Here is a 21196-nt window from a genome sequence, read left to right on the forward strand (position 1 = left end):
ACGAAGGACACGGACGGCATGGGTGGTACGGACGGTGCGGGTGGTGCGGACGGTGCGGCTGCGAGGGGCGCGGCCCGGCCGCGTACCGGCACACGCCCGACCCCGACCCCGACCCCGGCCGCCCCCTCCCCCGCCGTCACACCCGACGCCCCGCCCTCCCCCGGCCCACTCTCCTCCCCCGCCCCCCGGCCCCGCGTCCGGACCGGTCCCGGACGACGGGCCAGGATCGAGGGGCTGCTGCTCGGGCTCGCCTCCGGGGACGCCGCCGGGTGGCCCGCCGCGCGGCACCGGGCGGCCCGGATGCCCGAGTGGACCCGGCGCCTGACCCGGGAGCTCGACACCTTCGCCGAGCAGAACGCCACGACCACACTGCCCGTCCCCATCGCGCTCAACCAGCCGCCCGAGCCCCTGCGGCTGGGCCCGTCCGACGACGCCGAATGGGCGGCGTTCGCCGCCGGTACCGTGCTCACCTCCGCGGTCGGCCCGTTGCACGGGCTGTCCCCCGGGCGCCGGATGCGGGCCGCCGTCGACGTCGCCTGGAACGCGCTGGCCGCCGAGGTCGCCGCGGCCTCCGCCCGCGCCCCCGAGGTCGAGTCCGCGGTGCTCCCCCTGCGCGCCCGGATCTCGGTACGGGCCGGCCTCGGCAACCTCGCCGCCGGGCTGCGCCCGCCCGCCACCGGCCACGACAACCCGCACTACTTCGACGACGCGGCCTGCGTACGGGCCGCCGTGCTCGCCGTCGCCCATCCCGCCGACCCCGCCGCCGCGGCCGAACTCGCCGAGTTCGACGCCCGTTACACCCAGGACGGCGACGGGGTGCACGGCGCCCGCGCCATGGCCGCCGCGATCGCCGAGGCGCTGGGCGGCGCGGACGTGGACACCGCGGTGAACGCCGCGCTCGCCCAGCTCCCCGACGGCACGGAGATCGCCCGCAACGCCGCCCACGCGGTCCGGATCGCCCGCGACTTCGTCGGCGAGGAGGCGGGCGCGTTCGCCCTCGTACCGGTGCTGGAGCACCAGATCGTCGACCACGTCTACAGCTACGGGATCGCCGCGGCCGAGACCGTCCCGGTCGCCCTCGCCCTGGCCACCGCCGCCCGCGGCCGGATCGCCCAGGCCGTTCCGGCGGCGGCGTGCCTGTCCCGGGTGGCCGACTCCGCACCGGCCCTGGCGGGTGCGCTGACCGGCGCGCTCGGCGGCATCGGCACCGTCCCGGACGGCTGGCGCGAGTCCTGCCGCACCCTGGCCGGGTGCGCGCTGCCCCGTCTCGCGGGCACCGACCTCATCGAACTCGCCGGGCTGCTGGCAGACACGGAACCGAAGCCCCCGGGTGGACAATTCGGACATGACATCCATGACGGCCAGTCGGTCCGCGACGGGACCCACGGCACTCACACTCGATGAACGGATCACCGGCGCGCTGGTCGGCGCCGCGGTCGGTGACGCGCTCGGCGGCCCGGTCGAGGGCCGGTCGCCCGAGCAGATCGTGGCCCGCCACGGCGGCCGGATCGACGGGATCGTCGGCCCGTGGGACGGCGACCGGTGGCGCACGGCGCGCCCCGTCGCCCCGTACCACAAGGGCGACGGGCACGTCACCGACGACACCCTGATGACCCATGCGCTGGTCCGGGTGTACGAGGCCGTGCGCGACCACCTCGACGCGTACGCGGTCGCCGACCACCTCGTGCCGGAGCTGATCACCAACCTCCGCTGGATTCCCGAGCTGGAGGCCGAGGCGCTGCCGCTCCAGCGGATCTTCCTCGCCGAGAAGTGGATCGTCGCCCGGCTGCACTACGGCCACGTCGATCCGCGCGAGGCGGGCTGCGGGAACATCGTCAACTGCGGTGCGGCGATGTACATGGCCCCGGTCGGGCTGGTCAACGCCGCCCACCCGGAGGCCGCCTACGCCGAGGCGCTGGACGTCGCCGGTGCCCACCAGTCCAGTTACGGCAGGGAGGCGGCCGGGGTCTTCGCGGCGGCCGTCTCCGCCGCCTGCGCCCCGGGCGCGACGCCCGCCGGCGTCGTCGACACCTGTCTGTCGCTCGCCAAGGACGGCACCCGGTCGGCCATCGAGGCGGTGTGCGAAACGGCCGCCCGGTACGACGACTTCGAGTCGGCGCTGGAACCGCTGCGCGCCGCGGTCGCCCCCTTCGACACCGTCGGCCCCGACTACCGCGCCCCGTCCCTCGCCGCCCGCCGGCCGTCCCGGCTGCACGCCATCGAGGAGCTCCCGATCGCGCTCGGCATGCTGCTCGTCGCGGGCGGCGACTACCGGCACGCGGTGCTCGGCTCGGTCAACTACGGCCGGGACTGCGACTCGATCGCCACGATGAGCGGCGCCGTCGCGGGCGCGCTCGGCGGAGAGCGGGCCGTCCCCGCCGACTGGGCGCGGACCGTCGCCGGGGCCAGCCGGCTCGATCTGCACGCCCCCGCGCGGACCCTGGCGCAGGTCGCCCGCGAGGTGTTCGCACGGGACGCCCTCCGGCGCCGCGCGCACGAGTCGGCGTTCGCCGCGCTGGTGGGCACGGCATGACGGTACGGGTGACCTGGGTGCAGCCCGAGGACCTCGTCGGCCACGAACTGCGCCAGGCCGCCGAGGACGGCCGGGACGCGCGGGCCGTCGCACGCCGGTGGTACGAGGCGGGCGGCTCCCCCGCCCCGGAACGCGCGGGCGCGTCCACCTCACCGGCACCGGAACTGCGTGCGCTGGCCGAGCGGCTGCTCGACGAACTCGCCCTGCTGGAGTCGCCGTTGCGGGACGACGAGCCGACCGGGTGGGCCGAGGTCCGGGCCGCCTGTCCCGACTGGCCGGCCCCGCGCACCGGCCCGCCTCCGGCGGACCGGGACCGGCTGCACGCCGCCTGGCTGGGCCGGGCGGCCGGCTGTCTGCTGGGCAAGCCCGTGGAGAAGCTGCCGCTGGACGGCATCCGCGCGCTCGCCCGCGCCACCGGAAACTGGCCGCTGACCACCTGGTTCACCGCCCGGGGGCTGCCCGCCGCGCTGGCCGCCACCTACCCCTGGAACCGCCGCTCGGCGTCCTGCTCGCTGGCCGAGAACATCGACGGCATGCCCGAGGACGACGACCTCAACCACCCCCTGCTGACCCTGCTGCTGCTCCGGCGCCACGGCCCGTCCTTCACCACCGGCGACCTCGCCCGGCTCTGGCTCGACGAGCTCCCGGCGGGCCGGACGTTCACCGCCGAGCGGGTCGCGTACCGCAATCTGCTGGACGGGATCGAGCCCCCGCACACGGCCGGGTACCGCAACCCGTTCCGGGAGTGGATCGGCGCGCAGATCCGGGCCGACGTGCACGGCTGGACGCACCCGGGCGACCCGTCCGCCGCGGCGGAACAGGCCCACCGGGACGCCGTCCTCAGCCACACCGCCAACGGGGTGTACGGGGCGATGTTCACCGCCGCCGCACTCGCCGGGGCGGCCGGGGGCGGGAGCGACGTGCACGACTGCCTGGCCACCGGGCTGCGGGTCGTGCCGCCGCGCTCGCGGTTCGCGCACGCGGTGCGCTTCGGGATCGGTGCGGCCCGCGCGAGCCGTGACTTCGACGCGGTGGCCGACCGGCTGCACGCCGAGTACGGCGGGTACCACTGGGTCCACGTGCTGCCCAACGCCGCCCTGCTCGCCGCCGCCCTCACCCATGCCGACGGCGACTTCTCCGGCTCCATCTGCCGTGCGGTGTCGGGTGGTTGGGACACCGACTCCAACGGTGCGACCGCCGGTTCGCTGACCGGTCTGCTGGCCGGCGCCCCGGACCGGCTGCCCGGCCGCTGGACCGCCCCGCTGCAAAACCGGCTCGCCACCTCCGTACCCGGCTTCGACTCCGTCGGCTTCGACGAACTCGCCGACCAGACCCATCGGCTCGCCCAGAAGGAGGCACTGTGCCCATGACCGGCATCGCGGTGCTCGGCAGTACCAACATGGACCTCGTCGCCCGCGTCGCCCGGGCCCCGGAACCCGGGGAGACCGTCACCGGACGGGAACTGCTCACCGTCCCCGGCGGCAAGGGCGCCAACCAGGCCGTCGCCGCCGCCCGCGCGGGCGGCGACGTGATCATGATCGGCGCGGTCGGGGACGACGAGTACGGCGTCCGGCTGCGGTCGAACCTGGAGCACGCGGGCATCGACACCGACCTGCTGCACACCGCCCAGGGCCCCAGCGGCACCGCGCACGTCGTCGTCGACGACACGGGCGCCAACTCCATCGTGGTGATCCCCGGCGCCAACGGCACCGTCACCGCGCTCGGCCCCGGCGAGATGGCCGCCATCGCGGGCGCCGAACTGCTGCTCCTCCAGCTGGAACTGCCGATGTCCGCCGTGATCGAGGGCGCGCGGGTGGCCCACGCCCAGGGCGTGCGGACCCTGCTCACCCCGTCCCCCGTGCAGCCGCTGCCGCCCGAACTCCTCGACTGCGTCGACCTGTTGATCCCCAACGAGCACGAGGCGGCGGCGCTCACCGGCTTCACCGACCCCCACGCGGCGGCCCGGCACCTGCTCGGGCAGGTCCCCGCGGTCGTCGTCACGCTCGGTGCGAAGGGCTGCCTGTACGCGGCCCGGGGCGGCGAACCCGTCCTCTTCCCCGCCCCCGAGGTCACCGCCGTGGACACCACCGGGGCGGGCGACACCTTCGTCGGCACGCTCGCCGTGGCGCTCGGCGAGCGGCGGCCCGTGCCCGAGGCCCTGGCCTGGGCCTCCGCGGCCGCCGCGCTCTGCGTACAGCGTCCGGGCGCCTCCACCTCCATGCCGTACCGCGGGGAGATCGACGCCGCATGAACAGGACCGCACAGACACCCCCGACCGCACAGACACCTCCGACCGCACAGGCGCCTCTGACCGGACTGCGGGTCATCGACCTCGCCACGCTCTTCGCCGGTCCGCTCTGCGCCACCATGCTCGGCGACTTCGGCGCCGAGGTCGTCAAGGTCGAGCACCCGAGCCGGCCCGACCCCTCCCGCGGGCACGGCCCGACGAAGGACGGCGTCGGCCTGTGGTGGAAGCTGCTGGGCCGCAACAAGCGCAATCTGACCCTCGACCTGTCCACCCCGGGCGGCCGGGACGTCCTGCTCCGGCTGGCCGCCGGGGCCGATGTGGTCGTCGAGAACTTCCGGCCCGGGACGCTGGAGCGCTGGGGGCTCGGCTGGGCGGAACTGCACGCCGCCAACCCCCGGCTGGTACTGGCCCGGGTCACCGGCTTCGGCCAGTTCGGCCCGTACGCGCACCGCCCCGGCTTCGGCACCCTGGCCGAGGCGATGAGCGGGTTCGCCGCGATCACCGGGGAGCCGGACGGGCCGCCGACGCTGCCGCCGTTCGGGCTCGCCGACTCGATCGCGGCCCTGGCCACCGCGTACGCCGTGATGACCGCCCTCGCCGGGCGCGACCGCACCGGGCGGGGACAGGTCGTCGACATGGCGATCATCGAGCCGATGCTGACCGTGCTCGGCCCGCAGCCCATCTGGTACGACCAGCTCGGCTACGTGCAGCCGCGCACCGGCAACCGCTCCCGGAACAACGCGCCGCGCAACACCTACCGCACGTCGGACGGGCACTGGGTCGCGGTCTCCACCTCCGCGCAGTCGATCGCCGAGCGGGTGATGCGGCTGGTCGGCCGGGCGGAGCTGATCGACGAGCCCTGGTTCGCGGCCGGCACCACCCGCGCCGAGCACGCCGACGAACTCGACGGGGCGGTCGGCAACTGGATCGCCCGGCACACCCGCGAGGAGGCGGTCTCCGCCTTCGAGAAGGCGGAGGCGGCCATCGCGCCGATCCACGACGTCCGGGACGTGATGGAGGACCCGCAGTACCGGGCCCTGGACTCGGTCACCGAGATCGACGACCCGGAGCTGGGCCCGCTGCGGATGCAGAACGTCCTGTTCCGGCTCTCCGCGACACCGGGCTCGATCCGCTGGGCGGGCCGGCCTCACGGCGCGGACACCGAGGAGATCCTGACCGGGCTGGGCCTGTCGGGGGCGGAGATCGCCGCGCTGCGGGCGGAGCGCGTCCTGTGACCGCGACGGTGCCGCTCACCTGGCTGTACGTCCCCGGGGACCGGCCGGAGGTGGTGCGCAAGGCGCGCGACTCGGGCGCGGACGTGGTGATCGTGGACCTGGAGGACGCGGTCGCCCCGGACCGCAAGGAGTACGCGCGCTCGGCCACCGCCGAGCTGCTGTCCGAGACGGCCGGGGACGGGGCCGTGCCGCTGCACGTCCGGGTCCACACGGAGGCGGACGTGCGCGCCCTCGCCGGGCTGCCGGGGCTGGCCGAGCTCCGGCTGCCCAAGATCACCCACGCGGCGTCCGTCCACCACATCGCGGCGGTGGCCCCGGGGGTGGCGCTCTGCCCGCTGCTGGAGTCGGCGCTCGGCATCGAGCACGCGTACACGGTCGCCGCCTCCCACCCCCAGGTGCGTTCCATCGCCCTCGGCGAGGCGGATCTGCGGGCCGATCTGGGCGTACGGGACGACGCCGGTCTCGACTGGTCGCGCAGCCGGGTCGTGGTCGCCGCCCGCGCGGCGGGGCTGGCGCCGCCCACCCAGTCGGTGTTCCCGGACGTCCGGGACCTGGAGGGGCTGTGGTCGTCCTGCGCCCACGGCCGGGCGCTGGGCTTCCTGGGCCGGGCCGCGATCCATCCCCGACAGCTCCCGGTCATCGAGCGGGCGTTCCGTCCGACGGCGCGGGAGGTCGAGGCGGCGCAGGAGATCGTGGCGGCGGCCGTGACGGACGAGGGGGCGCTGGCCCTGCCGGACGGCCGGTTCGTCGACGCGGCGGTGGTCGCCTCGGCGCGCAGGACCCTGGCGCTGGCCGCGCGGGCGGGGTGAGGAGGGGCCGCGTCCCGGGACACGCACGGGGGCCCCGGACCGTTCGGTCCGGGGCCCCGTGCTTCGGCGTGTGCGGCCGGGAGGCGCTCAGCCCTTCTTGGCCGCCTTCGCGGTGTCGTCCTTCTCGGCCGCCCGCTCGGCGTCGTCGTCGGTGCTCTCCGCGGCCTCGTCCGCCACGGGGGCCGGGTCGGCCTCCTTCTTGGCACCGGCCGCGTCGTCGCCGTCCTTCGTGAGCTCGACGGAGGCGTCCTTCGCGGTCCCGGCGGCGGTGTCCTCGACACCGTCCTTCGCACCGTCCCCGGCCTTCTCCGCGTCCTCGGCGGCGCCCGGCTCCACGATCTCCTCGCGGCCCGGCCGCAGCTTCGCCGAGATGACGATGTAGGCCACGGCCAGCACGAACACGATCAGCGCGGTCCACACGTTCAGGCGCAGGCCCAGGATGTGGTGGGCCTCGTCGACCCGCATGTACTCGATCCAGCCCCGGCCCGCGCAGTACGCGGCGACGTACAGGGCGAAGGCCCGGCCGTGTCCGAGCTTGAAGCGGCGGTCCGCCCAGATCACCAGCAGGGCGACGCCGATGCACCACAGCGACTCGTACAGGAACGTCGGGTGGTACGTGCCGGCGACCCGGTTGGGGCCGTCACTGATCTCCAGCGCCCACGGCAGGTCGGTCTCCTTGCCGTACAGCTCCTGGTTGAACCAGTTGCCCCAGCGGCCGCAGGCCTGGGCCAGGGCGATGCCGGGGGCGAGCGCGTCGGCCCAGGCGGGCAGCGGGATGCCGCGGCGGCGGCAGCCGATCCAGGCGCCGACGGCACCGAGCGCGATCGCACCCCAGATGCCGAGGCCGCCCTCCCAGATCTTGAAGGCGTCGACCCAGTTCTCACCCTCGCTGAAGTACAGCTGGTAGTCGGTGATCACGTGGTAGAGCCGGCCGCCGACGAGGCCGAAGGGCACGGCCCAGACGGCGATGTCGGCAACGGTGCCGGATCTGCCTCCCCGGGCGACCCAGCGCTTGTTGCCGAACCAGACGGCGACGAAGACACCGATGATGATGCAGAACGCGTAGCCGCGGAGCGGGATCGGGCCGAGATTGATCACGCCGGTCGACGGGCTGGGAATGTAGGCAAGGTCCATGGCAGGGTCGACGCTACCTTGCCGGGTGGGGCGTACGGCAACCCACCCGACAACTTCTGGGTAACGGGCGGGCCCCCCGACACCCCGCCCCGCCCAGCCGTGACGGACCGGTCAGGAGCCCGACGGGGCCGGGGTGACCGTGCCCGGCTTCTTGCCCTTGTTGGCCTCGGCCACCCACTTCTTCAGGTTGGCCACGGTGATCGGCTCGTCGCCCTTCTTCGGGAAGATCGGCTCCCCGTTGAGCAGTGCGGTCGGTGTGCCCTGGAATCCGCCGTTCTGGAACGCCGTGTTGGACTTCTGGACCCAGCTGTCGTGCTTGCCGTCGTTCACACAGCTGCGGAAGGCGGGGGTGTCGAGCCCGGGCACCTTGCCCGCGAGCTCGATCAGCTTGTCGTTGTCGCCGAAGGCGTCGTCGGCCTCCTGCGGCTGGTTGCGGTAGAGCACGTCGTGGTACGCGGAGAACTTGCCGACGTCCTGCGCGCAGGCCGCCGCGTTGGCCGCGCGCAGCGAGCCGCTGCCGCCGAGGTTGCCGTCGATGATCGTGGCGAGGTGGTACTCGGCCTTGATCTGCCCGGTGCTCTCCAGCTGGTGGATGGTGTCGCGGAACGCGTTCTCGAACTGGGCGCAGACCGGGCAGCGGAAGTCCTCCCAGATGGTGAGCGTGGACGGGGCGTCGTCCGCGCCGACCCGGATGGCCAGGCCGTCCTTGCCCGTCGCTCCGGAGGGCACGACCGCGGGGCCCGCCGTGTCGCCCTTGCCGCTCTTGCCGTTCGTGTTCGCCGCGATCACGCCGACGACGGCGGCCAGGCCCAGCACGCCGACCACGGCGGCGGTGACGATCAGCGTGCGCCTGCGGCGCTCGCCGGCCCGCTCGCGCTCGCGCTGCTGGACGAGCCGGTCTCGCGCGGCCCTTTTTCCCTGTTCGTTCTTCTCGCTCACACCCGCAGCAACGAACCGGGGAGGCACGCGCGTGCCTCCCCGGTCCAGGTCCACCCGTTCGGGTTACACCTGATTCAGCGCTTTCGAACGCCTTCGGCGAGTTCGCCCGCCAGGGAGCGGACGGCGGCCCGGCCGGCCTCCTCGTCGGGGGCGTCCAGCATCGCCTTGACGAAGGCCGAGCCGACGATCACCCCGTCGGCGAAGCCCGCGACCTCGGCGGCCTGCTCGGCGTTGGAGACGCCCAGGCCGACGCAGACCGGCAGCTCCGTCGTGGCGCGGGTGCGCCGGACCAGGTCCTGGGCCTGCTCGCCGACCGAGTTCCGGGTGCCGGTGACGCCCATCAGCGAGGCGGCGTAGACGAAGCCGGAACCGGCCTCCGTGATGGTGGCGAGGCGCTCGTCCCTGCTGCTCGGCGCGACGACGAAGACGGTCGCGAGACCGTGCTTGTCGGCGTGCTCGCGCCACGGGCCGGACTCCTGGACCGGCAGGTCGGGCAGGATGCACCCGGCGCCGCCCGCCTCCGCGAGCTCGGCCGTGAAGCGCTCGACGCCGTAGCGGTCGATCGGGTTCCAGTACGTCATGACCAGGATCGGGACGCCGGTCGCCTCGTGCGCCTCGCGGACCGTGCGCATCACGTCGGCGATCTTCACGCCGCCGCGCAGCGCGATGTCGTCCGCGGTCTGGATGACCGGGCCGTCGAGCACCGGGTCGCTGTGCGGCAGCCCCACCTCGACGATGTCCGCACCGCCCGCCACGACCGCCTTGACGGCCTCGATCGCGCCGTCGACGGTCGGGAAGCCCGCCGGGAGGTAGGCGATGAGCGCGGCCCGGTCCTCCGACTTCGCCCGCGCGAGGGAGGCGCTCAACAGCTCCACGTTGCCGCTCACTTGGTGACCTCCTGTTCCCCGCCGGCCACATCGGCCTCGACGACCCCGTCGGTTGCGTCGTACAGCCCGAAGTAGCGGGCCGCCGTGTCCATGTCCTTGTCGCCGCGGCCGGACAGGTTGACCACGAGCAGCCCGTCCTTGCCGAGCTCCTTGCCGACCTCCAGGGCACCGGCCAGCGCGTGGGCGCTCTCGATGGCCGGGATGATCCCCTCGGTGCGGGACAGGAGGCGCAGCGCCTGCATGGCCGCGTCGTCGGTGACCGCGCGGTACTCGCCGCGGCCGATGTCCTTGAGGTACGAGTGCTCCGGGCCGATGCCCGGGTAGTCGAGCCCCGCGGAGATGGAGTACGGCTCGGTGATCTGGCCCTCGTCGTCCTGGAGGACGTAGCTGCGCGAGCCGTGCAGGATGCCGGGCTCGCCCGCGGTCAGGGTCGCCGCGTGCTCGCCGCTCTCCACGCCGTGCCCGGCGGGTTCGCAGCCGATCAGCCGGACGTGCGCGTCCGGGATGAAGGCGTGGAACAGTCCGATGGCGTTGGAGCCGCCGCCGACGCAGGCGATGGCGGCGTCCGGCAGCCGGCCGGCCCGCTCCAGGATCTGGCGGCGGGCCTCGACGCCGATGACCCGGTGGAAGTCGCGGACCATGGCCGGGAAGGGGTGCGGTCCCGCGACGGTGCCGAAGAGGTAGTGCGTGCGGTCCACGTTGGCGACCCAGTCGCGGAACGCCTCGTTGATGGCGTCCTTCAGGGTCCTGGAACCGGACTTCACCGCGATGACCTCGGCGCCGAGCATCCGCATCCGCGCCACGTTCAGCGCCTGCCGCTCGGTGTCGATCTCGCCCATGTAGATGGTGCATTCGAGGCCGAAGAGCGCGCAGGCGGTCGCGGTGGCGACGCCGTGCTGGCCGGCGCCGGTCTCGGCGATGACCCGGGTCTTGCCCATGCGCCTGGTGAGCAGCGCCTGGCCCAGCACGTTGTTGATCTTGTGCGAGCCGGTGTGGTTGAGGTCCTCGCGCTTGAGGAAGATCCGGGCGCCGCCCGCGTGCTCGGCGAATCGCGGGACCTCGGTCAGCGCGCTGGGCCGGCCGGTGTAGTTGACCATGAGCTCGTTGAGCTCGGCGGCGAAGGCCGGGTCGTGTTTGGCCTTGTCGTACTCGACGGCGACCTCGTCCACGGCGGCGACGAGCGCCTCCGGGATGAACTTGCCGCCGAACGCACCGAAATACCCCTCGGCGCTGGGGATCAGACCCTCCGGGTCCGGGATGAAGAAGTCAGATGACATCCGACGTGCTCCCTCGACATCGCAATGGGTGGGCTCACCGTATGCGCCGTGGGCGGAGCGCCGCCACGACCTTCGGACGGTCGGGCGGTGGGGCGTACGTACGTCGAAAAGCTGCGGGTACGTCGGCCGGGGCTCGCTACGGCGCGGTCCCCGTGCGCCATCGCATGCCGTTGACCTGGCCGGGCTCGTCACCGATCACGTACCGCACCCGTCGGCCGTGCACCCGGCGGGCGGGGGCGCGGCAGCCGCGGTGCCAGAAGGGCGGTGCGCAGCGCCTGGGCTGGGGGTGGGCCGGCTGCGGGAAACAGCCGCGCGCCGTCGGCACGGACCCGTCCCGGGCAGCCGTGGCACCGGCGGGGCGCGGGCCCCTGCGGACACGGAGCACGGGACGGTCGGCGTACACGGTCGCGGTCAGCCCCGTCCGTGCCGGAGCGCGGGGTGGGCGCCGGCGGCGACCAGGTCGGCGACGGCGGCCCGCGGGTCGCGGCCGGTGACCAGGGACTCGCCCACGAGCACCGCGTCGGCGCCCGCGTTGGCGTACGCGATCAGGTCGTGCGGGCCGCGGACGCCGGACTCGGCGACCTTGACGATGTGGGCGGGGATCTCGGGGGCGACGCGCTCGAAGGTGGAGCGGTCGACCTTGAGGTCCTTCAGGTTGCGCGCGTTGACCCCGATGACCTTGGCCCCGGCGTCCACGGCGCGCTCCGCCTCATCCTCGTCGTGCACCTCGACCAGCGGCGTCAGGCCGATGGACTCGGCGCGCTCGATCAGGGAGACCAGGGCCTCCTGGTCGAGGGCGGCGACGATGAGCAGGGCGAGGTCGGCGCCGTGGGCGCGGGCCTCCCAGAGCTGGTACGAGGTGACGATGAAGTCCTTGCGCAGGACCGGGATGTCGACCTTGGCGCGGACGGCCTCCAGGTCGGCGAGGGAACCGCCGAAGCGGCGCTGCTCGGTGAGGACGGAGATGACGGACGCGCCGCCCGCCTCGTAGTCCGCGGCCAGTCCGGCCGGGTCGGCGATCGCGGCCAGGGCCCCCTTGGAGGGGCTGGAGCGCTTGACCTCGCAGATGACGTTGACGCCCTCGCCGCGCAGAGCGGCGACCCCGTCCTTGGCCGCCGGAGCGCGCTGTGCGCGTTCCTTCAGCTCGTCGAGGCTGACACGCGCCTGCCGCTCCGCGAGGTCGGCGCGCACGCCGTCGATGATCTCGTCGAGCACACTCACGCGAGCGGCCCCCTTCCGGGACGGTGATGAGGGAACAGGATCAGCCACGTCAATGCTATCCGCAGGAGGGCGAAGGGCCCGAATCCGCTCGGGAAACGTCCCACCAGCTGAGCATTCAGGGGGCCAGAGCGGAACCGAACGGCAGATTGCGGACGACCGAGAAGACCAGCAGCACGGCCCCGATCGCCCACCACACGGCGGGCCGGACCGCGAGGCCCATGGGCCTGCCCCGCCAGGCACGGACCGTCCAGACCGCCCACAGGACGGCGAAGACCGCGTAACCGGCGACGGCGAGCGCGTTGGAACCGAGGGCGGCGGCGATGTCGCCGTGCGCGACGGCGTGGGCGCTGCGCAGCCCTCCGCAGCCCGGGCAGTAGAGCCCGGTGAAGCGGAGCAGCGGGCACACGGGGTAGTGGCCGGGCTCGTTGGGGTCCACGGTGCCGACGTAGCCGAAGGCTCCGACGACCAGGGCCATGACGCCCGCCGGCACGGCGAGGCGCCGGGCGCGCGACACGGGCACGGGTGCCGGGGGGACGACCGGCGGGAACGGTCGTCCGGGCGGCGGCGGGCCGCCGGGGGCGGGCCCGGGGGCCGGTGACGGCACGGCGGCGGGCGGAGTAGGCGTTGCGTCCACCCGGTGATTGTCCCCGCCGACGCGGCGAGGCGCAGCCCGGACCGGGCTGCGCCTCGCGCTCGTACGGATGCCGTGCCTCAGGAGACCTGGGCCTGTGCGGCGCGGGCCCTGGCCTGGGCCATCTCCGCCGACTCCTTCGGCATGCCGAGGCCCGCGGCCTTCATCGCGAGGCCGACGACGCCGCCGAGGAGGACGACGGCCATTCCGGCCCAGAAGCCGACGGGGTTGGCCGCGACCATGAAGACGCCCGCGACGCAGAAGCCGATGAAGGAGATGATGACACCGGTCCAGGCGGCCGGGGTGTGTCCGTGGCTGCTGCCCGCCATGAGTTGCTCCTTGTTGGTGATGCGCTGTTGGTATCGCTGTGCGCAAGGCCGGTGGCGCCGTTGGTGCCGCCGTGCCGAGAGCTCGGCTTCATTGTCCCGTACGTGCGGGTAGGACGTGAGCTGGGGGTCACACCTCGCGCGTCGGGTCCTCGCCGCGGTCCAGTGCCTTCCACAGGTCCTCGGGCCGGTCCGGGTCCGGGGCGGTGCGGGAGGCCCTGCGGGGGCGGGGGGTGCCGTCCCGTTCGTAGCGGCCCGACATGGTGGGCCAGCGCTTCCCGTAGCGCAGTGCGAGCAGCCCGGCCAGCAGGATCAGCAGGCCGCCGACCGCGGTGACGTAGGGCCACACGGTGTGGCTGAGCGCGTCGATGGTGGCCTGGGTGTCGCCGGTGGTCTGCGCGGCCTTCTCGTCGAGCGCTGACCGGTCGAGGGCGCCGAGGCAGGCGCTCAGCCCGGCGCCGAGGCCGCTGAGGGCGAGGAGCCCGGCGACGACCAGCCGCCCGGCGCCGCGCACCGCGAAGACGGCGACGAGGGCGGCCAGGCCCACCACGGCGAGGGCGGCGGGGAGCCCGGTGACGTCCTGGCCCTCGGCGGACAGGGGCAGGAAGCCGCCGCCGACCGATGCCCGGCCCTCGGCCCAGGTCTGGCCGGAGGACAGCAGGACGACGGTGGCGCCGGCCGCCCCGAGGAGCAGGCCGGCGGCCAGGCTGCGGCGGCTTCCCGGGGCGTCGGGCGCGGTGACGGCTCGGGGCTGGGGTACGGATACGGCACTCACGTACTCCACTATCCCCTACCGCTTCACGCGTCGCGGAGCCGGTTGGCCGTATGGACGGCGCGCAGCACCGCCGCCGCCTTGTTCCGGCATTCGGTGTCCTCGGCGACCGGGTCGGAGTCGGCCACGACCCCCGCCCCGGCCTGGACGTACGCCGTGCCGTCGCGCAGCAGCGCGGTGCGGATGGCGATGGCGGTGTCGGAGTCCCCGGCGAAGTCGAGGTAGCCGACGCAGCCCCCGTACAGTCCGCGGCGGGTGGGTTCGAGCTCCTCGATGATCTGCATCGCGCGGGGCTTGGGCGCGCCGGAGAGGGTGCCCGCGGGGAAGCACGCGGTGAGCACGTCGAAGGCGGTGCGGCCCTCGGCGACGCGGCCGGTGACCGTGGAGACGATGTGCATCACGTGCGAGTACCGCTCGATGGACATGAAGTCGACGACCTCGACGGTGCCGGGTTCGCAGACCCGTCCCAGGTCGTTGCGGCCGAGGTCGACCAGCATCAGGTGCTCGGCGCGTTCCTTCGGGTCGGCGAGGAGTTCGTCGGCGAGCGCCTGGTCCTCCTGGGGGGTGGCGCCGCGGTGCCGGGTGCCGGCGATCGGGTGGACCATGGCGCGGCCGTCCTCGACCTTGACGAGGGCCTCCGGGCTGGAGCCCGCGACGTCGAAGCCGTCGAACCGGAAGAGGTACATGTACGGCGAGGGGTTGGTGGCGCGCAGCACCCGGTAGACGTCCAGCGCGCTGGCGGTGCAGGGGGTCTGGAAGCGCTGCGAGGGGACGACCTGGAACGCCTCGCCGGCCCTGATGCGTTCCTTCACGTCCTCGACGGCGTCCTGGTACGCCTTGCCGCCCCACAGCGCGGTGTACGGGGGCAGTTCGGACGGCGGGAGGGCGGCGGGGGCGTTCTCGACGGGGCGCGAGAGATCGCGTTCCATCGCGTCGAGGCGGGCCACGGCGTCCGCGTACGCCTCGTCGACGCCGGTCGAGAGGTCGTTGTGGTTGATCGCGTTGGCGATCAGCAGGACGCTGCCGTCCCAGTGGTCGAGCACGGCCAGGTCCGAGGTGAGCAGCATGGTCAGCTCGGGGAGGTGGAGGTCGTCCTCGGCGCTGTCGCCGATCCGCTCCAGGCGGCGCACGATGTCGTAGCCGAGGTAGCCGACCATGCCGCCGGTGAAGGGGGGCAGTCCGTCGTCGACGACCAGGTCGTGCGGGGTGTGCAGGGTCTCGATGGTGGCGCGCAGGACCTCCAGCGGGTCCCCGTCGACGGGGACCCCGACGGGCGGGACGCCCAGCCAGTGGGCCCGTCCGTCGCGCGCGGTGAGGGTGGCGGCGCTGCGCACCCCGATGAAGGAGTAGCGCGACCAGGAGCGGCCGTTCTCCGCCGATTCCAGGAGGAAGGTGCCGCTGCGCTCGGCCGCGAGCTTGCGGTAGAGCCCGACCGGGGTGTCGCCGTCCGCCAGGAGCCTGCGGCTGACGGGGATGACGCGCCGGTCCACGGCGAGTTTGCGGAAGGTGTCGAGATCCATGGCGGCTGACCCTACTGCGCGAGCGGGAGGACGTCGGCGTCGAAGCAGGTGCGGTCGCCGGTGTGGCAGGCGGCACCCGTCTGGTCGACCTTGACGAGGACGGTGTCGGCGTCGCAGTCGAGGGCGACGGACTTGACCTGCTGGATGTGGCCCGAGGTGTCGCCCTTGACCCAGTACTCCTGCCTGCTGCGGGACCAGTAGGTGCACCGGCCGGTGGTGAGGGTGCGGTGCAGGGCCTCGTCGTCCATCCAGCCGAGCATCAGCACCTCGCCGGTGTCGTACTGCTGGGCGATGGCCGGGACGAGTCCGTCGGCGCCGCGCTTGAGGCGGGCCGCGATGGCCGGATCGAGGTTGCCGGACGGCGGCGGGGTGCTGGGCGTGGGCTCGCTGGTCATGCGCCCATTGTGCCGTGGCCGCGGGGTCCGTCCGGCGCGACGTCCACTGGGCGGACCGGGTTCGGCGGCCGTACGCTGGCGGGCATGTCGACCCATGCGAAGCGTGAACGGCTTCTGCTCGCCGATCTGTTGGAGGCGGCGGGCCCGGAGGCCCCGACCCTGTGCCACGGCTGGACCGCCCGGGACCTGGCCGCCCACGTGGTGGTCCGGGAGCGCCGGCCGGACGCGGCGGGCGGGATTCTGGTGGGCGTGCTGAAGAACCGGCTCGAACGGGTGCAGGCGGAGTTCGCCGCGAAGCCGTACGAGGAGCTGATCCAGCTGATCCGCACCGGGCCGCCGCGGTTCTCCCCGTACGCCGTGAAGCAGGTCGACGAGGCCGCCAACACCGTGGAGTTCTACATCCACGCGGAGGACGTCCGCCGGGCCCAGCCGGACTGGTCCCGGCGCGAGCTGGACCCGGTCTTCGCCGATCTGCTGTGGTCGCGCACCGAGCGGACGGCCCGGCTGCTGGGCCGCAGGTCCCCGGTGGGGCTGGTGCTGCGCCGCCCCGACGGGCGGACGGTGGTGGCGCACAAGGGCGTCCCGGTGGTGACGGTGACCGGTGAGCCGGGCGAGCTGCTGCTCTTCGCGTTCGGGCGGCAGGACGCGGCGGTGGTGGAGCTGGCGGGCGACAAGGAGGCGGTGGACCGGCTGCACACGGCGGAGCTGGGGATGTAGGCGTTTCGTCCGGGTCAGCGCGGGAGTTCCGCGCGGCGCAGCCCGGTGATGGCCAGTCCGGTCACTCCTCCGGCCGCGCACACCGCGGCGCTGACGACGAAGACCGGCCCGGTCCCCCAGGCGGCGACGGCCGCGCCCGTGACCGGGTAGCCGAGCGGGGCGATCGCGTGGGTGAACAGGGTCGTCACCGAGGTGACCCGGCCGAGGTAGGCGGGTTCGGTGACGGTCTGGATCAGGGCCCCGCACAGGGCGCCGCCGAGACCGGCGAAGAGCCCGACGCAGACGGCCGCGACGACGGCGAGGGGCACCGACGGGACGTGGGCCACGGCCCCGACGGCAACCGCGGCGGCCAGGACCGTCAGGCACATCACCAGTCCGGCGCGCGGCACCCGGCCGCGCACGGCGAGCAGCAGGGCGGACGCACCGGCCCCGGTCCCGAACCCGGCGACGATCCAGCCCATGCCGGAGGCGCCCCAGCCGCGTTCCCCTGCGAGCAGGACCATGCCGAGGTTGAGCGGTCCGGAGAAGCCCAGTTCGGTGACGGCGACGACGAGGACCAGCGGGCCGAGCAGCGGGTGGCGGCGGATGTGGCGCAGCCCGTCGGCCAGGTCGCGCCGGGCGGTGCCGGACGGTCCGGCGTCCTTCCCGCCGGGCAGCGGCCTGATCCGCAGGGACATCAGCAGCGGCAGCGACACGGCGAAGAGCACCCCGGCCGCGGCGAAGGCGAGCGCCGGGCCGCCGAGGGCCACCGCGAGGCCGCCGAGCGGGGCTCCGACGACGTTGGCGGTGCGGATGGAGAGCCCGCGCAGGCCCTGGACCCGGGCCAGCTGGTCCTCGGTGGTGATCCGGGGCGGCAGGGCGCCGACGGCGGGCAGGAAGAGGGCGTCGACCACGCCGAAGACGAGCCCGACGGCGATCAGCAGCCACAGGGCGGGCGAGGTGAGCAGCAGGACGCCCGCCAGTCCGAGGACGACCAGGCAGCGGGCGGCGTCGCTGCCGATGACGACGCGGCGCGGCCCGATCCGGTCGGCGAGCACTCCCCCGCCGAGCATCAGCACGGCCCGGGGTATGGAGCCGGCGGCGAGGACGAGGCCGGTCTGGGTCTCACTGCCGGTGCGGGCGGCGGCCCAGGCGAGCGCCATGTAGTAGACGCTGTCGCCGATCACGGACGCGGTGTGGGCGCCGAGCCAGCGCAGGACGTTGGCGTCGCGGTGGGCGGGACGGCCGGTGGGTTCCGCGGCCGTGCGGAGGTCGGTGACGGTCATGCGGAGTGTCCTTCCGGGACGGCGGCTCAGGTGCGGAACGGGAATCCGTACAGGTGCAGCGCGACGTTCTCGCGGCCTTCCGTGTCTCCGGCCTCGGCACGGGTGCGGCCGAGGCTCTCGTAGCGGTTGACCAGCTCGCTCATCTCCCGGCCCAGGTCGGCGAGTTCCTCGACGGTGAGGCGGGCCAGGTACTCGGAGAAGAACGCGGCGCTGCGCCACTCGGGGGCCCAGCTGCTCGACGAGTCGAGGTAGCGGCGGTACATCTCGATGTGCTGGTCGAAGGAGAGCCGGCTGATGGCGGCGTGCGTGGCGGCCTTCTCGGGGGCGTCGCTGAAGTCCTCGTCGTGGAAGGTCAGCCCCTTGGAGGCGGGCTGCCACCAGCGTTCGCGGCCGTCCCTGCCCTGCTGCTCGGCCTCCTCGATCAGGCCGTGGTCGGCGAGCTTGCGCAGGTGGTAGCTGACCAGGGAGACCGCCTCGTCGACCTGGTCGGCGAGCTGGGAGGCGGTGGCCTTGCGGGCGATGTAGAGCGCCCGGTAGAGCCGCATCCGCAGGGGGTGTCCGAACGCCTTCAGGGTCTCCAGGTCCGAGACGCGGCGCGATTCGTTGCTTGCCATGCCCCGATCCTAGATACGAAAGAAAACTTGCGCAATCTTTATTGCGCAAGAGAAGTTGCGGGATTTCGGGGCGGGGTCGAACCGGAACGGTGCCGGAAAAGCCGATCGCCGGGCGGGCCATGGCGGCCCGTCCGGCGATCGATGGGGTCGTACGAGGTCAGCGGACCGGGTGTCCGGCCTCCCTGAGCGCGTCCTTGACCTCGGAGATCCGCAGATCACCGAAGTGGAAGACGGAGGCGGCGAGCACCGCGTCGGCCCCCGCCGCGATGGCGGGCGCGAAGTGGGCGAGCCGACCCGCGCCGCCGGAGGCGATGACGGGGACGGTCACGTGCTTGCGGACTGCCGCGATCATCTCGGTGTCGTAGCCGTCCTTGGTGCCGTCCGCGTCCATCGAGTTGAGCAGGATCTCGCCCGCGCCCAGCTCGGCGGCGCGGTGCGCCCATTCGACGGCGTCCATGCCGGTGCCCCTGCGGCCGCCGTGCGTGGTGACCTCGAAGCTGCCGTCGGGGGTGCGCCGGGCGTCCACCGAGAGCACCAGGACCTGGCGGCCGAAGCGCTCGGCGATCTCCCGGACGAGGTCGGGGCGGGCGATGGCGGCGGTGTTGACGCCGACCTTGTCCGCGCCGGCCCGCAACAGCTTGTCGACGTCCTCGGCGGTGCGGACGCCGCCGCCGACCGTCAGCGGGATGAAGACCTGCTCGGCGGTGCGGCGCACCACGTCGTAGGTGGTCTCCCGGTCGCCGCTGGAGGCGGTGATGTCCAGGAAGGTCAGCTCGTCGGCGCCCTCGGCGTCGTACAGCTTCGCCATCTCGACGGGGTCGCCCGCGTCACGCAGGTTCTGGAAGTTGACGCCCTTGACGACCCGGCCGTTGTCGACGTCCAGGCAGGGGATGACGCGTACCGCGAGGCTCATCGCGCACCTGCCCGGTACGCCTCGACCTCGACCTCGACGACCAGGCTCGGGTCCACCAGGCCTGCGACGACGACCATCGTCGCGACGGGGCGGACCTCGCCGAAGAGCTCCTTGTGGGCCCGGCCGACCTCGTCCGTGTCCCGGACGTGCGTGACGTACATCCGGGTGCGGACGACGTCCTCGCGGCCCAGGCCGAGCTGCTTCAGCGCGTCGAGGGCGACCTTGAAGGAGGTGACGGTCTGCTCGTACGGGCCGCCCGCGGAGATCTGGCCGTTCTCCACCGAGGTGCAGCCCGCGACCAGGACGAGCCCGTTCGGCAGCTCCACCGCGCGGGAGTAGCCGAACCGCTCCTCCCACGGGGCGCCGGAGGAGACCCGGTTGACCGAGTCGCTCATCCGGAGACCACCTGGAGGGCCTCTTCGAGGGTGAACGCCTTCGCGTACAGCGCCTTGCCGACGATCGCGCCCTCGACGCCCTCCGGGACGAGCGAGGCGATGGCCCGCAGGTCGTCCAGCGAGGAGACGCCGCCGGAGGCGACGACCGGCTTGTCGGTGGCGGCGCAGACGTTCTTCAGGAGTTCCAGGTTGGGGCCCTGGAGCGTGCCGTCCTTGGCGATGTCGGTGACGACGTAGCGGGCGCAGCCCTCGGAGTCGAGGCGGGCGAGCGTCTCGTAGAGGTCGCCGCCGTCGCGGGTCCAGCCGCGGCCGCGCAGCGTCGTGCCGCGCACGTCGAGGCCGACGGCGATCTGGTCGCCGTGCTCGGCGATCACCTTGGCGACCCACTCCGGGGTCTCCAGGGCGGCGGTGCCGAGGTTGACCCGGCGGCAGCCGGTGGCGAGGGCCGCGGCGAGCGAGGCGTCGTCGCGGATGCCGCCGGAGAGTTCGACCTTGATGTCCATGGCACCGGCCACCTCGGCGATCAGCGCGCGGTTGTCACCGGTGCCGAAGGCGGCGTCCAGGTCGACGAGGTGCAGCCACTCGGCGCCGGCGCGCTGCCAGGCGAGGGCGGCCTCCAGCGGGGACCCGTAGGAGGTCTCGGAGCCGGACTCGCCGTGGACGAGCCGGACGGCCTGTCCGTCACGGACGTCGACGGCGGGGAGCAGTTCAAGCTTCGGCATTACAGCGTCTCGATCCAGTTGGTCAGCAGCTGGGCGCCGGCATCGCCGGACTTCTCGGGGTGGAACTGGGTGGCCCACAGGGCGCCGTTCTCCACGGCGGCGACGAACGGCTCGCCGTGGGTGGCCCAGGTGACCCGGGGGGCGCGGATCTTGGGGTTGGTGACTTCCAGGCTCCAGTCGTGCACGGCGTAGGAGTGCACGAAGTAGAACCGGGCCTCGGGGTCGAGGCCGGCGAAGAGCTGGGAGTCCTCGGGGGCCCGCACGGTGTTCCAGCCCATGTGCGGGACGACCGGGGCCTTCAGCGGGGCGACGGTGCCGGGCCACTCGTCCAGCCCCTCCGTCTCCACGCCGTGCTCGATGCCGCGCTCGAAGAGGATCTGCATCCCGACGCAGATGCCCATGACGGGGCGGCCGCCGGAGAGCCTGCGGCCGATGACCCATTCGCCGCGGGCCCTCCGCAGCCCCTCCATGCAGGCGGAGAACGCTCCGACGCCGGGCACCAGCAGCCCGTCGGCGTTCATCGCCTTCTCGTAGTCGCGGGTGATCTCGACGTCCGCGCCGACGTGGGCGAGGGCCCGCTCGGCGGAGCGGACGTTGCCGAATCCGTAGTCGAAGACGACGACCTTCTTCTTGCCGCTCATCC

24 protein-coding genes are annotated in these 21196 nt (G+C 73.8%); 7 read left to right on the forward strand and 17 right to left on the reverse strand.

The genetic code is table 11. The features are described from left to right. Positions 1-18 precede the first annotated feature (18 nt). The 6 genes from ABZZ04_RS34080 to ABZZ04_RS34105 are packed head-to-tail and all read left to right on the forward strand — an operon-like array spanning position 19 to position 6825. Positions 19-1404: an ADP-ribosylglycohydrolase family protein gene (locus ABZZ04_RS34080; RefSeq protein ID WP_356936123.1), complete on the forward strand. Its 1386-nt coding sequence runs from the start codon at positions 19-21 to the stop codon at positions 1402-1404. Further along, positions 1346-2533 carry an ADP-ribosylglycohydrolase family protein gene (locus ABZZ04_RS34085; RefSeq protein WP_356936097.1) on the forward strand — a complete coding sequence of 396 codons (1188 nt, stop codon included), beginning with the start codon at positions 1346-1348 and terminating at the stop codon, positions 2531-2533. Before ABZZ04_RS34080 ends, ABZZ04_RS34085 begins: the two co-directional genes overlap by 59 nt. After that, positions 2530-3903 (forward strand): ADP-ribosylglycohydrolase family protein, encoded by a 1374-nt coding sequence (locus tag ABZZ04_RS34090; RefSeq protein ID WP_356936098.1) that lies wholly within the window; start codon positions 2530-2532, stop codon positions 3901-3903. The genes ABZZ04_RS34085 and ABZZ04_RS34090 overlap by 4 nt, the downstream gene beginning before the upstream one ends. Next, positions 3900-4784 carry a ribokinase gene (gene rbsK / locus ABZZ04_RS34095; protein ID WP_356936099.1) on the forward strand — a complete coding sequence of 295 codons (885 nt, stop codon included), beginning with the start codon at positions 3900-3902 and terminating at the stop codon, positions 4782-4784. The genes ABZZ04_RS34090 and rbsK overlap by 4 nt, the downstream gene beginning before the upstream one ends. Next, positions 4781-6016: a CoA transferase gene (locus ABZZ04_RS34100; protein ID WP_356936100.1), complete on the forward strand. Its 1236-nt coding sequence runs from the start codon at positions 4781-4783 to the stop codon at positions 6014-6016. Before rbsK ends, ABZZ04_RS34100 begins: the two co-directional genes overlap by 4 nt. Continuing rightward, entirely contained in the window at positions 6013-6825 is an 813-nt protein-coding gene (locus ABZZ04_RS34105; protein ID WP_356936101.1) for a CoA ester lyase, read from the forward strand. Before ABZZ04_RS34100 ends, ABZZ04_RS34105 begins: the two co-directional genes overlap by 4 nt. 87 nt (positions 6826-6912) lie before the next feature. Here the strand turns inward: ABZZ04_RS34105 and lgt are convergent, their stop codons facing one another. The 11 genes from lgt to hisI all read right to left on the reverse strand — a co-directional run bounded on the left by lgt (position 6913) and on the right by hisI (position 15927). After that, a complete protein-coding gene (gene lgt / locus ABZZ04_RS34110; protein WP_356936102.1) occupies positions 6913-7959 on the reverse strand; it encodes a prolipoprotein diacylglyceryl transferase in 1047 nt (348 codons plus the stop codon). Between the two features lie 111 nt (positions 7960-8070). Next, positions 8071-8898 (reverse strand): thioredoxin domain-containing protein, encoded by an 828-nt coding sequence (locus ABZZ04_RS34115; RefSeq protein ID WP_356936103.1) that lies wholly within the window; start codon positions 8896-8898, stop codon positions 8071-8073. Between the two features lie 74 nt (positions 8899-8972). Continuing rightward, a complete protein-coding gene (gene trpA / locus ABZZ04_RS34120; protein WP_356936104.1) occupies positions 8973-9785 on the reverse strand; it encodes a tryptophan synthase subunit alpha in 813 nt (270 codons plus the stop codon). Next, positions 9782-11062: a tryptophan synthase subunit beta gene (gene trpB, locus ABZZ04_RS34125; RefSeq protein WP_356936105.1), complete on the reverse strand. Its 1281-nt coding sequence runs from the start codon at positions 11060-11062 to the stop codon at positions 9782-9784. Before trpB ends, trpA begins: the two co-directional genes overlap by 4 nt. 136 nt (positions 11063-11198) lie before the next feature. Continuing rightward, complete coding sequence (locus ABZZ04_RS34130; RefSeq protein ID WP_356936106.1) at positions 11199-11465, reverse strand: tryptophan synthase subunit(beta); 267 nt, start codon at positions 11463-11465, stop codon at positions 11199-11201. Positions 11466-11473: 8 nt separating this feature from the next. Beyond that, positions 11474-12283 (reverse strand): indole-3-glycerol phosphate synthase TrpC, encoded by an 810-nt coding sequence (gene trpC, locus ABZZ04_RS34135; RefSeq protein ID WP_356936107.1) that lies wholly within the window; start codon positions 12281-12283, stop codon positions 11474-11476. Between the two features lie 115 nt (positions 12284-12398). Continuing rightward, positions 12399-12797, reverse strand: coding sequence for a DUF2752 domain-containing protein (locus ABZZ04_RS34140; protein WP_356936124.1), 399 nt, complete (start codon positions 12795-12797; stop codon positions 12399-12401). A gap of 197 nt (positions 12798-12994) precedes the next feature. Then, positions 12995-13243: an HGxxPAAW family protein gene (locus tag ABZZ04_RS34145; protein WP_356936108.1), complete on the reverse strand. Its 249-nt coding sequence runs from the start codon at positions 13241-13243 to the stop codon at positions 12995-12997. 127 nt (positions 13244-13370) lie between these two features. Beyond that, complete coding sequence (locus tag ABZZ04_RS34150) at positions 13371-14024, reverse strand: TIGR02234 family membrane protein (protein WP_356936109.1); 654 nt, start codon at positions 14022-14024, stop codon at positions 13371-13373. A 14-nt stretch (positions 14025-14038) separates the two neighbouring features. Next, positions 14039-15532, reverse strand: a complete 1494-nt coding sequence (locus ABZZ04_RS34155) for an anthranilate synthase component I (protein WP_356936110.1) — start codon at positions 15530-15532, stop codon at positions 14039-14041. A gap of 11 nt (positions 15533-15543) precedes the next feature. Then, a complete protein-coding gene (hisI, locus tag ABZZ04_RS34160; protein WP_148834334.1) occupies positions 15544-15927 on the reverse strand; it encodes a phosphoribosyl-AMP cyclohydrolase in 384 nt (127 codons plus the stop codon). An 84-nt stretch (positions 15928-16011) separates the two neighbouring features. Here hisI and ABZZ04_RS34165 point away from each other — a divergent pair, with 84 nt between their 5' ends. Then, a complete protein-coding gene (locus ABZZ04_RS34165; RefSeq protein ID WP_356936111.1) occupies positions 16012-16644 on the forward strand; it encodes a TIGR03085 family metal-binding protein in 633 nt (210 codons plus the stop codon). Between the two features lie 14 nt (positions 16645-16658). Here ABZZ04_RS34165 and ABZZ04_RS34170 read toward each other — a convergent pair whose 3' ends face one another. From ABZZ04_RS34170 to hisH, 6 genes are all read right to left on the reverse strand, one after another. Continuing rightward, positions 16659-17909 (reverse strand): MFS transporter, encoded by a 1251-nt coding sequence (locus ABZZ04_RS34170; RefSeq protein WP_356936112.1) that lies wholly within the window; start codon positions 17907-17909, stop codon positions 16659-16661. A 26-nt stretch (positions 17910-17935) separates the two neighbouring features. Further along, positions 17936-18523 (reverse strand): helix-turn-helix domain-containing protein, encoded by a 588-nt coding sequence (locus tag ABZZ04_RS34175; protein WP_356936113.1) that lies wholly within the window; start codon positions 18521-18523, stop codon positions 17936-17938. A gap of 157 nt (positions 18524-18680) precedes the next feature. Continuing rightward, positions 18681-19436: an imidazole glycerol phosphate synthase subunit HisF gene (hisF, locus tag ABZZ04_RS34180; RefSeq protein ID WP_356936114.1), complete on the reverse strand. Its 756-nt coding sequence runs from the start codon at positions 19434-19436 to the stop codon at positions 18681-18683. Next, entirely contained in the window at positions 19433-19831 is a 399-nt protein-coding gene (locus tag ABZZ04_RS34185) for a RidA family protein (RefSeq protein ID WP_356936115.1), read from the reverse strand. The genes hisF and ABZZ04_RS34185 overlap by 4 nt, the downstream gene beginning before the upstream one ends. Then, positions 19828-20553 carry a bifunctional 1-(5-phosphoribosyl)-5-((5-phosphoribosylamino)methylideneamino)imidazole-4-carboxamide isomerase/phosphoribosylanthranilate isomerase PriA gene (priA, locus tag ABZZ04_RS34190; protein WP_356936116.1) on the reverse strand — a complete coding sequence of 242 codons (726 nt, stop codon included), beginning with the start codon at positions 20551-20553 and terminating at the stop codon, positions 19828-19830. Before priA ends, ABZZ04_RS34185 begins: the two co-directional genes overlap by 4 nt. Further along, on the reverse strand, positions 20553-21194 hold the full coding sequence (hisH, locus tag ABZZ04_RS34195; RefSeq protein WP_356936125.1) for an imidazole glycerol phosphate synthase subunit HisH: 642 nt from the start codon (positions 21192-21194) through the stop codon (positions 20553-20555). The genes priA and hisH overlap by 1 nt, the downstream gene beginning before the upstream one ends. Positions 21195-21196: the final 2 nt, after the last annotated feature.

It is taken from the genome of Streptomyces sp. NPDC006435 (assembly GCF_040612315.1).
GTDB lineage: Bacteria > Actinomycetota > Actinomycetes > Streptomycetales > Streptomycetaceae > Streptomyces.

What these genes read in the sequence shown, in the direction of transcription:
- hisH (WP_356936125.1), bottom strand. Translation starts at nt 21,194, where the DNA reads ATGAGCGGCAAGAAGAAGGTCGTCGTCTTCGACTACGGATTCGGCAAC.
- ABZZ04_RS34085 (WP_356936097.1), top strand. Translation starts at nt 1,346, where the DNA reads ATGACATCCATGACGGCCAGTCGGTCCGCGACGGGACCCACGGCACTC.
- priA (WP_356936116.1), bottom strand. Translation starts at nt 20,553, where the DNA reads ATGCCGAAGCTTGAACTGCTCCCCGCCGTCGACGTCCGTGACGGACAG.
- ABZZ04_RS34090 (WP_356936098.1), top strand. Translation starts at nt 2,530, where the DNA reads ATGACGGTACGGGTGACCTGGGTGCAGCCCGAGGACCTCGTCGGCCAC.
- ABZZ04_RS34100 (WP_356936100.1), top strand. Translation starts at nt 4,781, where the DNA reads ATGAACAGGACCGCACAGACACCCCCGACCGCACAGACACCTCCGACC.
- ABZZ04_RS34175 (WP_356936113.1), bottom strand. Translation starts at nt 18,523, where the DNA reads ATGGCAAGCAACGAATCGCGCCGCGTCTCGGACCTGGAGACCCTGAAG.
- ABZZ04_RS34185 (WP_356936115.1), bottom strand. Translation starts at nt 19,831, where the DNA reads ATGAGCGACTCGGTCAACCGGGTCTCCTCCGGCGCCCCGTGGGAGGAG.
- hisI (WP_148834334.1), bottom strand. Translation starts at nt 15,927, where the DNA reads ATGACCAGCGAGCCCACGCCCAGCACCCCGCCGCCGTCCGGCAACCTC.
- lgt (WP_356936102.1), bottom strand. Translation starts at nt 7,959, where the DNA reads ATGGACCTTGCCTACATTCCCAGCCCGTCGACCGGCGTGATCAATCTC.
- hisF (WP_356936114.1), bottom strand. Translation starts at nt 19,436, where the DNA reads ATGAGCCTCGCGGTACGCGTCATCCCCTGCCTGGACGTCGACAACGGC.
- rbsK (WP_356936099.1), top strand. Translation starts at nt 3,900, where the DNA reads ATGACCGGCATCGCGGTGCTCGGCAGTACCAACATGGACCTCGTCGCC.
- ABZZ04_RS34155 (WP_356936110.1), bottom strand. Translation starts at nt 15,532, where the DNA reads ATGGATCTCGACACCTTCCGCAAACTCGCCGTGGACCGGCGCGTCATC.
- ABZZ04_RS34145 (WP_356936108.1), bottom strand. Translation starts at nt 13,243, where the DNA reads ATGGCGGGCAGCAGCCACGGACACACCCCGGCCGCCTGGACCGGTGTC.
- ABZZ04_RS34080 (WP_356936123.1), top strand. Translation starts at nt 19, where the DNA reads ATGGGTGGTACGGACGGTGCGGGTGGTGCGGACGGTGCGGCTGCGAGG.
- ABZZ04_RS34170 (WP_356936112.1), bottom strand. Translation starts at nt 17,909, where the DNA reads ATGACCGTCACCGACCTCCGCACGGCCGCGGAACCCACCGGCCGTCCC.
- trpB (WP_356936105.1), bottom strand. Translation starts at nt 11,062, where the DNA reads ATGTCATCTGACTTCTTCATCCCGGACCCGGAGGGTCTGATCCCCAGC.
- ABZZ04_RS34165 (WP_356936111.1), top strand. Translation starts at nt 16,012, where the DNA reads ATGTCGACCCATGCGAAGCGTGAACGGCTTCTGCTCGCCGATCTGTTG.